Annotated in this window: 13 protein-coding genes; 3 read left to right on the top strand and 10 right to left on the bottom strand. The window is 68.8% G+C overall.

Annotation, left to right across the window (positions count from 1 at the left end; all coding sequences use genetic code 11):
- The 9 genes from ABIC21_RS12705 to ABIC21_RS12745 form a co-directional block, all read right to left on the bottom strand.
- Positions 1-593, bottom strand: a 593-nt coding sequence (locus tag ABIC21_RS12705) for a thiolase family protein (protein ID WP_502935994.1), incomplete at its 3' end; no start/stop codon positions are given.
- Positions 590-1,075, bottom strand: a complete 486-nt coding sequence (pcaC, locus tag ABIC21_RS12710) for a 4-carboxymuconolactone decarboxylase (RefSeq protein WP_354350762.1) — start codon at positions 1,073-1,075, stop codon at positions 590-592. The genes ABIC21_RS12705 and pcaC, both read right to left, overlap by 4 nt.
- Positions 1,072-1,890, bottom strand: coding sequence for an alpha/beta fold hydrolase (locus ABIC21_RS12715; protein ID WP_354350763.1), 819 nt, complete (start codon positions 1,888-1,890; stop codon positions 1,072-1,074). The genes pcaC and ABIC21_RS12715 overlap by 4 nt, the downstream gene beginning before the upstream one ends.
- The gene (locus tag ABIC21_RS12720) at positions 1,883-3,400 is read right to left on the bottom strand and encodes a lyase family protein (RefSeq protein ID WP_354350764.1); all 1,518 of its coding nucleotides are present in this window, start codon (positions 3,398-3,400) and stop codon (positions 1,883-1,885) included. Before ABIC21_RS12720 ends, ABIC21_RS12715 begins: the two co-directional genes overlap by 8 nt.
- A complete protein-coding gene (gene pcaG / locus ABIC21_RS12725; protein ID WP_502935998.1) occupies positions 3,397-3,963 on the bottom strand; it encodes a protocatechuate 3,4-dioxygenase subunit alpha in 567 nt (188 codons plus the stop codon). The genes ABIC21_RS12720 and pcaG overlap by 4 nt, the downstream gene beginning before the upstream one ends.
- A gap of 7 nt (positions 3,964-3,970) precedes the next feature.
- Positions 3,971-4,879, bottom strand: coding sequence for a protocatechuate 3,4-dioxygenase subunit beta (pcaH, locus tag ABIC21_RS12730; RefSeq protein ID WP_354350766.1), 909 nt, complete (start codon positions 4,877-4,879; stop codon positions 3,971-3,973).
- A gap of 45 nt (positions 4,880-4,924) precedes the next feature.
- Complete coding sequence (locus ABIC21_RS12735) at positions 4,925-6,892, bottom strand: bifunctional sugar phosphate isomerase/epimerase/4-hydroxyphenylpyruvate dioxygenase family protein (RefSeq protein WP_354350767.1); 1,968 nt, start codon at positions 6,890-6,892, stop codon at positions 4,925-4,927.
- On the bottom strand, positions 6,892-7,773 hold the full coding sequence (locus ABIC21_RS12740; RefSeq protein WP_354350768.1) for a shikimate dehydrogenase: 882 nt from the start codon (positions 7,771-7,773) through the stop codon (positions 6,892-6,894). The genes ABIC21_RS12735 and ABIC21_RS12740 overlap by 1 nt, the downstream gene beginning before the upstream one ends.
- A gap of 163 nt (positions 7,774-7,936) precedes the next feature.
- Complete coding sequence (locus ABIC21_RS12745; protein WP_354350769.1) at positions 7,937-8,803, bottom strand: IclR family transcriptional regulator; 867 nt, start codon at positions 8,801-8,803, stop codon at positions 7,937-7,939.
- 225 nt (positions 8,804-9,028) lie between these two features.
- Between ABIC21_RS12745 and ABIC21_RS12750 the strand changes: the two genes are divergently transcribed.
- A complete protein-coding gene (locus ABIC21_RS12750) occupies positions 9,029-10,348 on the top strand; it encodes an MFS transporter (RefSeq protein ID WP_354350770.1) in 1,320 nt (439 codons plus the stop codon).
- 101 nt (positions 10,349-10,449) lie between these two features.
- On the opposite strand, the gene ABIC21_RS12755 is transcribed toward ABIC21_RS12750, so the two are convergent.
- Positions 10,450-11,526: an ATP-dependent DNA ligase gene (locus ABIC21_RS12755; protein ID WP_354350771.1), complete on the bottom strand. Its 1,077-nt coding sequence runs from the start codon at positions 11,524-11,526 to the stop codon at positions 10,450-10,452.
- Positions 11,527-11,621: 95 nt separating this feature from the next.
- Here ABIC21_RS12755 and ABIC21_RS12760 point away from each other — a divergent pair, with 95 nt between their 5' ends.
- Positions 11,622-12,617 (top strand): TIGR03885 family FMN-dependent LLM class oxidoreductase, encoded by a 996-nt coding sequence (locus tag ABIC21_RS12760; protein WP_354350772.1) that lies wholly within the window; start codon positions 11,622-11,624, stop codon positions 12,615-12,617.
- Entirely contained in the window at positions 12,614-14,308 is a 1,695-nt protein-coding gene (locus tag ABIC21_RS12765; protein ID WP_354350773.1) for an alpha-amylase family protein, read from the top strand. Before ABIC21_RS12760 ends, ABIC21_RS12765 begins: the two co-directional genes overlap by 4 nt.
- Positions 14,309-14,479: the final 171 nt, after the last annotated feature.

Here is a 14,479-nt window from a genome sequence, read left to right on the forward strand (position 1 = left end):
TCGTCCCACGCCGCGGCCGCGAGGTTGTGCGAGGCCGCGGAGAACTCATCCTGCGCCTGCCGGGTGATCCCGTACTTCTCGCGCAGCCGCTCGGTAGCCTCGCCCAGGGACACGGTCCAGTCCGGGGCCATGGCCGGGTTCACCAACCGCCAGCCCAGCGTGGTGGAGACCAGCGTCATGTCCCCGGCCGGGTAGGGCTTCTCCGTCTTGGGCAGCACCCACGGGGCGCGGGACATCGATTCGGCGCCGCCGATCAGCATCAGCTCCGCATCGCCGGTGTTGATCTGCCGGGACGCGATGATCGCCGCGTCCAGGGAGGACCCGCAGAGCCGGTTGACCGTGGTGCCGGGGATCGAGACCGGCAGCCCCGCCAGCAGGGTTCCCATCCGTGCAATGTTGCGGTTTTCCTCGCCCGCGCCGTTGGCGTTGCCGAACACGACCTCGTCGATGCGCCCGACGTCGAGGTTCGGCGCGCGCTTCACGGCCTCACCGATCACGTGGGCGGCGAGGTCGTCCGGGCGGACACCGGCGAGCCCGCCGCCGAACTTCCCAAACGGGGTCCGCACGGCGTCGTACAGGTAGGCCTGGTTCATGAGCTCTTGTCCGTTTCTGTGTTATCCATGGAATGGAAGACTTCCTGCGCTGTCTTGAAGGCGGTGTTGGCGGAGGGAACGCCGCAATAGATGGCGGTCTGCAGCAGGATTTCCTTGATCTCGTCCCGGCTCAGGCCGTTGGTGACGGCGGCACGGAGGTGCATGGCCAGTTCTTCCCAGTGGCCGTGGGCCACCATCGCGGTGATGGTGACCGCGGAGCGCATCTGCCGGGTCAGGCCCGGCCGGGTCCAGATGCCGCCCCAGGCGATCCGGGTGATCATGTCCTGGAAGTCCTCGGTGAAGGAATCCTTGTTGGCGTTGGCGCGGTCGACATGCGCGGCTCCGAGCACCTCGCGCCGGACCACCATTCCGCCGTCGTAGATCTCCTGGCTGGTGGCCTCCGGCTGGACGACGCCGTTGCGCGCTGCGCCGCTGGGATCTGCGCCGGAGAGCCCCGCGCCGGAGGGCTGGGGGGCGTTCACTGGGCTGCCCCGCCGGATTCGGTCCACGTGATGAGGCTCCGCAGCAGCTCGGCGACGTGGCCGGGCGCCTCAAACGGGGCCAGATGTGCCACGCCTTCAAGGGTGACGGCGCTGGCGGTGCCGCCGCCGGCGGTAATCCCTTCGGCGATCGCCTCGGCGAACGACGGCGGGGCAACGCTGTCCTGGGCGCCTGCGACGGCCTGGGTGGGGACGCTGATGCTGGCGAGCTCGTCCCGGACGTCGAAGCCGGCGAGAGCCTCGCAGCAGAAGGCGTAGCTGAAGCGGTCGGCGTCGCGCAGGCTGTGGAGCAGCCGGCCGCTGAGTTCCGGCTGGCGTTCCATGAAGCCGGGGGCGAACCAGCGCTGCGCCGAGCCCTGGATCATCACGGGCGTTCCCTGCGTGCGGACGGTGTCCGCGCGTTCCAGCCAGCCTTCGGGCGTGCCGAGCTTCGCTCCGGTGCACTGCACGGACAGGCTCTTGAGCCGCTCGCCGTGTTTGATGCCCAGCTGCAGGCCGGTGGCCCCGCCCAGCGACACGCCGGCGTAGTGGAATCTCGCGCCGGGGGCGATCGAATCCACCAGCCCGATGACGGCGTCTGCCAGTTCGGCGACGGTAAACGTCTCCGTCGCGGCCGGTGAAATGCCGTGGCCCGGCAGGTCCCAGGCGACGACGTCGACGTCGTCCCCGAGCAGGGCGCCGGCCTGGGTCCACAGCAACGTGGACGTGCCCAGGGACGGGCCGACAACGAGGAGGGGCTTGTCGCCCAGCGGGCGCTGGGGCGACAGCAGTACTGCCTTGACTGTTGGTCTAGCCACGGGAGGCTCCGTTCAGCTCGGGGGTCGGTGCGGTGGGGGAACCGGCGACTGTGTCGGTGACGCTGACGCCGTACTCCGGGTAGGCGGCGAGGATGCGCCGGGAGATTTCGGCGGCCTGGCCGAGGTAGTTGGCCGGATCGAGGAGTTCCTCCAGCCGGGCGTCGGAGAGCAGCTCCGGGGGGACGGCCGCGCGGAGAAGCCGCCGGTAAGTGGGCGCCTGGTCCGCGGCCGGGACCCGGAGGGTCTCGTCCACCACGGCTTGCAGCCGCTGTTTGCCGTCCGCGCTGTTCCTACCCTCGACGTTGCCCGCCAGGAGCGGTGCGACGGCGGCCGTGACGGCCTCGCTGAGCAGCAGCGGTCCGGAAAGATCCAGGTTCCGCCGCATGGCCCCGGGGAAGACCTGCAGGCCCTCGGCGAGTTCGCGGAGCAGCACGGCGGCGCCGAGGCCGAGGCGGAGGAGCTGGCGGAGCGCCGGCCATTCGCTGTGCCAGGCACCGTCGGGGCGTTCATCGTTGAAGTTGGCGGCGGCCAGGTGCAGCTGGGCGGCCTGGCCGGGCGCCTGCAGGGCGGCGCTGCGGATCAGCACGGACAGCACCGGGTTCTGCTTCTGCGGCATGGCCGAGGACCCGCCCCGGCCGGCGGCGCGGGGTTCGGCGAGCTCGGCGACCTCCGGTCGGCTGAGGAACAGCACGTCGGCGGCGATCTTGCCAGCAGCGTCGGTCACGGAGGCCAGGGCGTCGCCGAGGGATGTCACGGCCAGCCGGTTGGTGTGCCACGGCGCCGGGACCGCGGCGAGTCCGAGTTCTGAGGCCAGCCGGTCGGAGAGATCCAGGGCGCTGAGGCGTGAGCCCGAAGTCAGGACGGTGCCCGCGGCCAGGGTGCCGGCCGCTCCCCCGGTCTGCACGGGGAATTCGAGGGCCTCCAGCCGACGGGCGGCCGCGGCGAGCCCGTGGAACCACTGGGCCGCCTTGAGCCCGAAGCTGAACGGCAGGGAGTGCTGGGTGAGGCTGCGTCCCACGCACAGGGTGTCCGCGTGCTGTTCGGCGAGGGCGGCGAGTGCCGCCGTCGTGGCCTTGAGCTCCGTCAGCAGCCCGCGGACCGCCTCCCGGGACAGCAGCATGAGTGCACTGTCGAGGACGTCCTGGCTGGTCAGGGAGGTGTGCACGGCCTTGGCGGCACCGATTCCGGCAGTGTCGAGGGCCGTGACCTGGCCGCGGAGATCCGCCAGCAACGGGATCACCGGGTTGGCGCCGCCCTGGGCGCGGACCGCAAGGTCCGCGACGTCGTAGCGGCCCACCTCGGCGGCCGCGGCGACCACCGCGGCGGACCCGGCCGGGGCGAGTGCTGCCCGTTCCAGGACCGCGGCCCAGGCGGCCTCGACCCGGAGAACGGCGGCCAGCACGGCCCGGTCCCCGGTCAGCGCCGCCACAAGGGGCGACGCCGACACGGGACTCAGGAGGCCAAAATCGCCCTGCACGCCGGCGTCGCCCCCGGTTTCACGGGAGATCACTTCGATGCACCCTCGAAGTCGAGGAACACCGTCTCGCCCGGACCCTGGAGCCGGATGTCCCAGGTCAGGCCGCCGTCGGCGTCGCGGCGGGCGATCAGCGTCTTGCGGCGTTCCGGCTCCAGCGATGACAGCAGCGGGTCCGCGGCGAGGGCCTCACCGTTCTCCGGCAGGTAGATCCGGGTGAAGAGCCGGTTCATGAGGCCGCGGGCGAAGACCGCGACGGCGATGAACGGCGCCGCGCCGTCCTCGGTGGGGCCGGGGTTGACCGTGGTGAAGGTGAAGACGCCGGTGTTGCCGACGGCGCTTCGGCCGAAGCCGGTGAAGGTGTAGCCGTCACGCACGAGCGAACCCTTGCGGTGCGGGACGTTGCCCTCGGCGTCCGCCTGCCAGATTTCCAGGATCGCGTCCGGGATCGGGTGCCCGGCGCCGTCATACACGGTGCCCTGCAGCCGGATGGAGCCCGGGGAGCCGGGAGCCAGCAGCTCGCGGTCCTTGGTGTACGGCAACGCGTAGCCGTAGAAGGGGCCAACGGTCTGGCCTGGCGTCGGGGTGAGTTTACTCATGCCGGCGTTATTCATGGTCGTCTCCTTCTGCGCCCAGGGCCTCGTTCTCTGTCCAGGTCCGCTTCGACCCGGTCAGGACGATGTCCCAGTTGTACGCCAGGGCCCACTCGGGCTTGGTCTGCTCGTGGTCGTAGGTGGCCACGAGCCTGTCCCGGGCGTCCTGGTCGACAATCGACTGGTAGATCGGGTCCAGCGGAAAGAGCTGGTCGCCGGGGAAGTACATCTGGGTGACGATCCGCTGGGTGAACTCCTGCCCGAACAGGGAGAAGTGGATGTGGGCCGGGCGCCAGGCGTTGAGGTGGTTCTTCCACGGGTAGGCGCCGGGCTTGATCGTGGTGAAGCTGTAGGAGCCGTCGGCGCCCGTGATGCAGCGGCCGACGCCGGTGAAGTTGGGGTCCAGCGGTGCCGGGTGCTGGTCCCGTTTGTGGATGTAGCGGCCGGCGGAGTTCGCCTGCCAGATCTCCACCAACTGGCCGGCGACGGGACGTCCGTCGCCGTCGAGTACGCGGCCGGAGACGATGATGCGTTCACCCAGCGGTTCACCGTTGTGCTGGATGGTCAGGTCCGCTTCCAGCGCGTGGACGTCCATGTGCCCGAAGGCCGGCGAGTAGAGCTCGATGGTTTCCGGGTCCGCGTGGTGCAGGTCCTTGGTGGGGTGGCGCAGGACGCTGCTGCGGTACGGTGCATAGTCCAGCCGCGGCTGGATCTCTGCCGGGGCGCCGTTCTTGAGCGCCTGCGCGTAAGCCTCGCCGATGGCCTTCATCTCGGCACTGAGGCCCGCCTGCGACTCTGCGGCAGTATCCAAGGCAGGGCCAGCGGGCGCATACGTCTTCGGTGCGGCATCCGTGGCTTCGTCGGACACGTCTTCGGTGAGCGGATCCGCGTTGTAGATCTCAAGGTTGAGTTCTTCAGGCACAGCAGCCTCCTTTCGCTGGGTGTTGGTGTTGTTTGCTTTGGCCGGTCAGGCTGTTGGATTCGGCTGGTGCAGGTGGTCGTACTGGACGGCGTGCCGCACCGGGGCGTTGGGCGCCCCGTAGCCGTCGTAGTTTCCGCGGCGCTCCACCATTTCGAAGAACACGCTGCCGACGGTGGCGGTATAGAAGTGCAGGAACTCGCCGTCGGCGTCGCGGTCGTAGAGCAGGTTGAGCTCCCGGAGCGTGGCCAGGAAGGACGCGTCCAGATCGAACCGCGCGTCGAGGTCCTCGTAGTAGTTGTCCGGGATCTGGAGGAAATCAAGGCCCCGGGCCTTCGCGGCGCGGGCCGTGGCTACCAGGTCATCCACCGCAAAGGCGATGTGTTCTTGGTAGGTCCGGCGCTGGCCGGTGCCGGCCGCCGCCTCCGCGCCGGGCCCGGCACCTTCGCGCTGGACCAGCGGGGCCAGGTTCAACACGAGACGGACGCCGCGGTCCCGGGTGAGCATCACCTGGGACCGGACCAGGCCGGTGGGGCTGGCGACTTCCGCGTACGGCTGCGGTTCCAGCGCCAGGGCGCTCGTATAGAAGAGGACTGCCTCGTCGAAGTGCTGCCAGGGCTGCGCCAGGTTCACGTGGTCGATCACGGCGCTCTGCTGCGCGGCCCGGCCGGCGTCGGGGGCTTCCATGCCCTCGCCGAATTCACGGGTCCACACGGCGGTGCCGTCGGGGCTGCCCTGGCACAGGAAGATCTCGGTGGAGTCGGGGGCAGCGAACCCCTGGAAAATTTCCTCGTCGGCCTGGCTCTTGCGCGGCACGGCCGGGGCCTTGAGCTGCTGGGCCCGGGCCGCGGCAATCACCGGGGAATCGACGTCGAACCCCAGGGCAGAAATCGCGGGCGCGCTGGCGGCCTGGGAGTCGCGGGATTCCTCGGAGGAGTCCTCATTGATGATCACGCGGGCGTGGCCCATGGTCCACAATTGCACATTCTTGGTCCGGTGGCGCCCGTTGGACGCGAACCCCAGCTGGCCCAGCAGGGATTCCAGTCCCGCGGTGTCCGCTGCCCTGACCTCGGCGAAGTTGAAGCCCGCCGGTTCGGCCACCTGCGGGAGTGTGGCCAGTTCCATCGGGTACCGGCGGCGGCGCGTCGCAGCGTTATCGGCACGGGAGCCGGCACCGTTATCGGAGGCGGCGGCCGCGTCCAGCCACTTGGCGCTCTGCTCCTCCAGCCAGATCAGCGACCGCATGGCATCCACGGCGGTGCGTTCGACGTCGGACTGGCGGAACACGTCGTTGAAGACCTCCAGGGACACCGGGCCCGTGTACCCGGCCCGGACCACGTGGCCAAGGAATTTCGCGAGTTCGAACTGCCCCTCGCCCGGGAAAACCCGGTAGTGCCGGCTCCAGGACAGCACGTCCATGGACAGCTTGGGCGCGTCGGCCACCTGGACGAAGAAGATCTTCTCCGGGTTGAAGGCTTCGATCGGGGCGGTGTCCCAGTCGCGGGAGAGGATGTGGAACGAGTCCAGGCAGGTGCCCAGGTTCGGGTGGTCCACCGCTTCCACGAGCCGGTGGGCATGCTCGTAGTCGTTGACGTACTTTCCCCAGGCCAGGGCCTCGTAGGCCACCTTGACGCCGTGGTCCTGGGCGAGCGCTGCAAGGGCCGCGAGCTGTTCGGCCCTCAGGGCGTCGTCATCGATGCTGGCGGTGGCCACGTTGGAGCAGACCAGGATGGTGTCCATGCCGAGCCGGGACATCAGCCGGAACTTCGCGTCCGCCCGGCGCAGGTTGGCGGCGAGCAGGTCCTCCGGCACGCTGTCGAAGTCACGGAACGGCTGGTAGAGGTCCAGCGTCAGGCCGAGGTCGGCGGCCATCTTCCGGACCTCCTCCGGGCTCAGCGGGGAAGTGACGAGGTCCTGTTCGAAGATTTCGATCCCGTCGAAGCCCGCAATGGCGCAGGCCTGCATCTTTTCCCGCAGGGTACCCGAGAGGCAGACGGTGGCGATTCCGGTGCGCATCAGGCGGCCACCTCTTCGGCGGCGACGAGTTCCAGGAAGTGGGCGCGCATCCGGTCCGCGTCTGCTTCGCGGCCGGTGAAGATCCGGAAGGCGTCGGCGGCCTGTCCCACGGCCATCCGGCCGCCGTCGAGCACGTCGCAGCCCTTGGCGCGGGCCTCGCGGATAAGTTCGGTCTCGATCGGCCGGTACACAATATCCGCGACCCAGTGCCGGGCAGCCACGAGGGACATGTCCAGCGGAACGCCGGGGTGGGCGGCCATGCCCACCGGCGTGCAGTGCACCAGACCGTCGGCCAGCGGCATCAGCTGCGGCAGCTCCGCCGTCGTCCGGGCGGTGACCAGCTGGTCCGGGAAGAAGCCGGCGAGTTCGGCGGCGCGTGCCGCGCAGCGGGCCGCGTCTGTGTCCACCAGGTCCAGTTCGCGGACCCCGGCGGTGAGCAGGGCGTAGGCGACAGCGGAGCCGGCGCCACCGGCACCGAGCTGCACCACGCGGTTCAGCCTGGCTCCTGGCAGGCCGGTCGCGAGCGCGGCCGCGAACCCGGAGAAGTCGGTGTTGTGGCCGATGAAACGGCCGTCCCGGATGGTCACCGTATTGACCGCTCCGAGGCGCCGGGCGTCCGGAGTGACCTCATCCAGGTGTTCCAGGACCAGCTGCTTGCAGGGGTGGGTGATGTTCAGTCCGTTGAAGCCCAGGCGGTAGGCGCCGGTGAGGAGCTCGCCGACACTCTGGCCGGGAAGTCCCAGTTCGGTGAGGTCGATGGGGCGGTAGAGGTACCGGAGGCCCTGCACATCGCCCTCGCGTTCGTGCATGGGGGGCGTGAGGGAGGGTGTCACGCCATCACCTATCAGGCCCACAAGAAAGGACTCTGCTCGATTGCTCATCCGTATAGCTCCTTTGACAACGGCACTCGGCAGGCGGGGACGCACGGGGCGCCGGCCGCGGGCCGGGTGTTGGGGATTACAGTACAGCAAATGTTCACATGTTGCACTGTTGTTCTACTAGCGAACAATTCGGGGACGACGGCGGCCGGCCAGGCTGCCGGGATCATTGCTGGGGCAGCCGGGCGGACAGCTCTGCTGCCGCCGCCTGGAGCAGCGGAACCAGGGCCACGAGGGCCTCCACACTCATCCGGAATACCGGGACCGCCGTGGCCAGCGCAGCGAAGGCATGGCCCTGGGAGTTGAAGACGGGGACTGCGACGGCGCGCATGCCCAGCTCATTTTCCTCGTCCATGAGGGCGTAGCCGCGCCTGCGCACCAGCTCGATCTCGGCCCGGAAGGCCTCCCGGTCGGTGATGGAGAATTCGGTCAGCGGCCCCAGCTCGAGTTCCTCGACGAGGTGGCCGCGGGTGGCGTCGTCGGCGAAGGCCACGAGCGCCTTGCCCACCGAGGTGGTGTGCAGGGCACCCAGGTGCCCCGGGTCGCTCGTGACGCGGAACGTCTGCGGGCCGTCCACCTTGTTGACGGTGAGATGGTGGTTCCCGTCGCGCACCGACAGGATGGTGGCCTCCCCCGTCTCCTCCGTGACACGCCGAAGGATGGGCAAGGCCGTACCGGCGAATCCGTGGTGGTTGGACACGCGCTGGCCGAGCTGGAAGATACGCAGTCCCAGGTGGTAGCGGCGGCCGTCCGGCTCGTAGTCCACGAAGCCGTCCCGGGTCAGGGAGCCCAGCAGCCGGTAGGTGGTGCTGAAGGGAAGCTCCGCCCGGCGGGACAGCTCCGCGGCACTCGCCCCCCGCGGCTCGTCGCCGAGCAGGACCAGCAGCCCCAGGGCCTTGCCGACCATGTCCGTCCGGGCGTCCTCCTTGCCGGCCTTGGCGCCGGGCTTTCCGCCGGCCGCTGCGTCGTTGCCTGCGGATGCCGGGAGGGGGGCGGCAGCCGCGGCCGCTTCTGTGGCTTGATTCACACTCATGGCTCCATGCTCTCACATGGTGAGAGCTATTTCTAGATGGTGATTATTTTTGTTGACAAGTGACCATCCTCACAGTCATGATTGCTACATCGCACAAGTAGCTCCCACCATGTGGCTACTCGTCCGGGTCTTTCCACGAACCTCCGGCTGCCACACACTTAAATCCAGCGGCAGCCGAGACCTTCCTGATCCATCCGCGACAATGTCGTCACACAAAGGAACACCATGAGCCAGACACTCCCGTCTACGACGCCGGGCACTGACGCACCGGCCGGGACACCGAAGAAGGCAGCCCTCGCCAGCTTCCTGGGCAGCGCCGTCGAGTATTACGACTTCTTTATCTTTGGATCCGCCGCCGCGCTGATCTTCCCCACGGTCTTCTTCCCCGACGCCGGCGCCAACGCGGCGATCATGTCCTTCGCGACCTTCGGCTTCGCCTACATCGCCCGGCCGATCGGCGCCGTCATCCTGGGGCACTTCGGTGACCGGGTGGGCCGCCGCAAGGTCCTCATGTTCACACTCCTGCTGATGGGGGCCTCAACGTTCATGATCGGCTGCCTGCCGGACTTCAACACCATCGGCTGGTGGGCTCCGGCCCTGCTGGTGCTGGCGCGGCTCTGCCAGGGACTCTCCGCGGCCGGCGAGCAGGCGGGCGCCTCGTCCATGACACTGGAACACGCCCCGGACAACCGCCGTGCCTTCTTCACCTCCTGGACCCTGACCGGCACCCAGGGCGGCCAGATCCTCGCGGCCCTCGTCTTCATCCCCGTCCTGGCCCTGCCGGACGAGATCAAATACGGTATCGGCTGGCGCATCCCGTTCTGGCTCAGCGCCGTCGTCGTGCTTGTTGCGTTCTTCATCCGCCGCACCCTGCACGAACCGCCGGCGTTCGAGGAAGCCCAGAAGAACGCCCAGATCTCCAAGCTCCCCGTCGCGGACCTGCTCAAGCACCACTGGCGCGATGTCCTCCGCGTCGTCGCCTGCGCTTTCATCGCCGCCGTCTCCACCGTGTTCGGCACCCTGGCCATCGCCTACGCCAAGAACGTCGCCGGTGTGGACGGCACCACCACCCTCTGGCTCGTCGTCGGCGCGAACTTTATGGCCCTCGGCACCCAGCCGCTGTTCGGCATGCTCGCGGACCGGATCGGCCGCAAGCCGGTCTTCATCTACGGCGCCGTGGCCAGTGCGGTCCTGACACCGGTGTTCCTGCTCAGCCTCGAGTCCGGCAGCGTCCCGCTGATGTTCCTGGCCGCCATCGGCTTCTTCTCCTTCGGCTACGCAGCCGCCAACTCTGTCTGGCCCGCCTTCTACGCCGAAATGTTCAGCACCAAGGTCCGCTTCTCCGGCCTGGCCATCGGCACCCAGCTCGGCTTCCTGATGGCAGGCTTCGCCCCGGCGATCGTCGCAGCCATGGGCGGCACCAAGCCCGGCGGCTGGGTGCAGATCAGCATCTTCACCGCCGTCATCTGCCTCATCTCGGCTGTCTCGGCCCTGACCGCCAAGGAATCCTTCAAGATTCCCACCAAGCAGCTCGGCGTCAAGTAACCCGGGCTCAGCGTTCCTGCCCGGTTGCTCCGGGCCGCTCCTCCGGAAAGCCCTGCGTGTTCACAGGACACGCCGGGCTTTCCGTGTCCCCGAGCGCCGGATCAGTCCCCGCCGGTGCCCAGCACCGCGGCCAGATCGAATTTGACCGGCTCCTCCAGCTGTTCGTTGGTGCACGAACGCGGGTCCCGGTCCGGGCGCCATCGCACAAACTGTGTCGTATGGCGGAACCGCTCGCCTTCCATGTGGTCGTACTTCACTTCCACCACCCGCTCCGGCCGGAGCGGAGTGAAGGAGAGGTCCTTGCCCCCGCTCCACCGGCTGCCCTCGGCCTTGCGCGGGGTCCGGGCCCCTTCCTCCTGCCGGGCCCAGTCCCAGGGGTGGTCGTCGAAGCTGGTCACGAGCGGCTGGAGTTCCTCGAAGAGGTCCTTGCGGCGCTGCAGCGGGAAGGCCCCCACCACGCCCACGTTGGCGAGTTTTCCGGCGTCGTCATAGAGCCCCAGCAGCAGCGAACCGACCCGGTCCGGGCCGGACGTGTGCACCCGGTATCCGGCGAGAACACAGTCGGCGGTCCGTTCGTGCTTGACCTTGAACATGGAGCGCTTGTCCGGCAGGTATGGCCCGTCCAGCGGCTTGGCGACGATCCCGTCGAGCCCGGCCCCCTCGAACTGGTGGAACCACTCCTGGGCGGTTCCCCTGTCCCGGGTCGTGGCGGTGAGGTGGATCGGCGCCGCACTTCCGGCGAGCACGCGTTCCAGCGCCGCGCGCCGCTCGGCGAAGGGACGGCCGGTGAGGTCCTCGTCGTCGAGCGCCAGCAGATCGAACGCGACAAAGCTCGCCGGCGTCTGGTCGGCCAGCAGCCGGACCCGGCTCGCGGCGGGGTGGATCCGCTGTTGCAGGGTGTCGAAGTCGAGCCGGTCGCCGGAGGCGCCGACCATGATGATCTCGCCGTCGAGCACGCAGCGCGGCGGGAGGTTTGCCTTCAGGGCCTCGACCAGTTCGGGGAAGTAGCGGGTCAGGGGCTTGCCGTTGCGGCTGCCGATCTCCACGTCCCCGCCGTCGCGGAAGATGATGGACCGGAACCCGTCCCACTTCGGCTCGAACATCAGTGCGCCGTCGGGCAGGGACGGCACAGCCTTCGCCAGCATGGGCGCGATCGGGGGCATCAGCGGCAGTTGCATGGGCCCCATTCTGGTCCCGCAGTCCGCCGCCCGCCAGAGGCCCGGCCGGGCAGGCTTTCCTCGACAACCCGCCGGGGCGACGGTAGACATGAACGATGGCTACCCTCGGTTTCCACGCATCCCATGAACAGATCAGTCCCGGCCGGCTCCTCATGGACGTCCAGCTGGCGGAGCAGGCGGGTTTCGACGCCGCCATGTGCTCGGACCACATCGAGCCCTGGTCCGCCCGGCAGGGGCATTCCGGCTTTGCCTGGTCCTGGCTGGGGGCGGCTCTGGCCACCACCAAGCTGCGCCTCGGTGTGGTCACGGCGCCCGGGCAGCGCTACCACCCGGCCATCATCGCGCACGCGTCGGCCACCCTGGCGGACATGTTCCCCGGCCGGTTCTGGCTGGCGCCGGGCAGCGGCGAGTACATGAACGAGCACGTCACCGGGGACCCCTGGCCGGACAAGGCGACCCGGCAGCAGCGCCTCGAGGAAGCCGTCCAGATCATCCGCGAACTCCACGACGGCAAGGAAGTGACCCGCGACGGCCTGGTCACCGTCCAGCAGGCCAGGATCTGGGACGTCCCGGAGATCAAGCCGCCGCTGATCGCTCCGGCCGTCAGTGTGGAAACAGCGCGCCGCGGGGCGGCCTGGGCGGACGGGCTCGTGACGGTCAACCAGCCGCACGCGAAGCTGAAGGACATGCTCTGCGCCTACCGCGACGCCGGCGGCCGGGGCAACGCCGTGCTGCAGGTGCACCTCTCGTGGGCGCCGACGGAACAGGAAGCCGTGGCGGTGGCCCTGGACCAGTGGCGCAGCAACGTCTTTGCCCCGCCCATCCCCTGGGACCTCCCGACGGCGGCCCACTTCGACGGCGTCAGCGCCGACGTCGGCGAGGAACAGGTCCGGAACGTCGTGAACATCTCCGCGGACACCGGGCGGCACGCGCAGTGGCTCGCCGAATATATCGACCTGGGCTTCGATGAGCTGTACCTGCATTTCGTCGGGCAGGACCAGACTCCGTTCATCCACACCTTCGCGGAACACGTGCTCCCGCAGCTTCGCGCGTCCGGGGGCCCGCGGCAGGACCGGGAGGCGCTGTTGTGAGAATCGCCGAGACCTCGGACCTCTGGTGGAAAAACGCCGTCATCTACTGCCTGGATCCGGAGACGTTTTTCGACGACGACGGCGACGGCACCGGAGATTTCGGCGGCCTGATCCAGCGCGTGGACTACCTCGCGGCCCTGGGAGTGACGTGCATCTGGCTGATGCCGTTCTACCCCACCCCGGACAGGGACGACGGCTACGACGTCACGGATCTGTACGGCGTGGACCGGCGGCTGGGCAACCTGGGCGACGTCGTGGAGTTCATCCGGACCGCGAAGGACCGGGGCATGCGGGTGATCGCGGACTTCGTCCTGAACCACACCTCGGACAAGCACCCCTGGTTCGTGGAATCCCGCAAGTCGGTGGACAACCCGTTCCGCGACTACTACGTCTGGCGCAAGGACACACCCCCGGATACCTCGGAGCAGGTGGTGTTCCCCGGCGAGGAGACCTCCATCTGGACCCAGGACAAGGCCACCGGCGAGTGGTACCTGCACATGTTCGCGAAGCACCAGCCGGACCTGAATGTGGCGAACCCCAAGGTGCGGGACGAGATCGCCAAGTCCATGGGGTTCTGGCTGCAGCTGGGACTGGACGGCTTCCGGCTGGACGCGGTCCCGTTCTTCCTCGAACTGCAGGGCACATCCAAGGAGGACTCGGCACAGGTCGACCCGCACGATTACCTCAGCGCGCTCCGCAGCTTCCTCAACCGCCGCAACGGCAGCGGCCTGCTGCTGGGCGAGGTCAACGTGCCCTACAAAGACCAGCTGACGTACTTCGGCGGCGCGGCAGGAAACGAGCTGAACATGCAGTTCGACTTCCTGTCCATGCAGAACCTCTACCTGTCCCTCGCCCGGGAGGACGCCCGGCCGCTGGCCAAGTCGCTCAGCTCCCGTCCGAAAATCCACCCGGACAACCAGTGGGCCATGTTTGTCCGCAACCACGATGAGCTGACGCTGGACAAACTCAGCGACGCCGAACGCGAGGAGGTCTTTGCCGCGTTCGGACCGGACGAGGACATGCAGATGTACGGCCGCGGCCTGCGCCGCCGGCTGCCCACCATGCTCAACGGCGACCCCGCCCGGATCCGCATGGTCTACTCGCTGATGTTCGCGCTGCCCGGAACCCCGGTGCTCTTCTACGGCGAGGAGATCGGCATGGGCGAGGACCTCTCGGCGAAGGGCCGTTCGGCCGTGCGGTCCCCCATGCAATGGAATGACACCGAAAACGGCGGATTCTCGACCGCCCCCGCAAAGGACCTGGTGGCGCAGGTGGTGGACGGCTACTTCGGGCCGAAGAACGTCAACGCCGCGGCGGCGAAGCGGGATCCGCAGTCGCTGTGGAACTTCATGGCCACCCTCATCCAGCGCTACCGCGAAAGCCCCGAACTGGGGTGGGGCGACTTCGAACTCATCAAACAGCCCGCCGCGAAGGTGCTCCTGCACCGGTGCTCCTGGGACGGGTCAACCGTGGTCCTGGCCCACAACTTCGGGGCGGAACCGGCCTCCGTCGCAGCGAACCTGGGCTCCGCGGGGGCCCCGGCAACGGGTTTCGAGGGCACCTATCTGCGGGACCTGCTGGACGGCCAGGACATCGAGCTGGCGGACGACGGCGGTTTTGAGCTGGAGCTGGACCGGTACGGCTACCGGTGGTTCCGGATCCAGCGCCCGGGTGAGCGCCATATCCCGTAGCGCGACAGCGGCTCCGTGGCTCCGGCAGCCGGGGCGGTGGCCGCCGGTAACTCCCCCGGCGCCGAACGCTTACCCACGTCTTACCGGGCCGAAACGCAGCGGCAACATTGGCGCACCACACTGGAAGTGCCGGCAAGAGCAGGCACCACTCTCCAGTCCAGGAGGCCCCGC

It is taken from the genome of Pseudarthrobacter sp. PvP090 (genome assembly GCF_040547365.1).
In the GTDB taxonomy this organism is placed as follows: domain Bacteria; phylum Actinomycetota; class Actinomycetes; order Actinomycetales; family Micrococcaceae; genus Arthrobacter.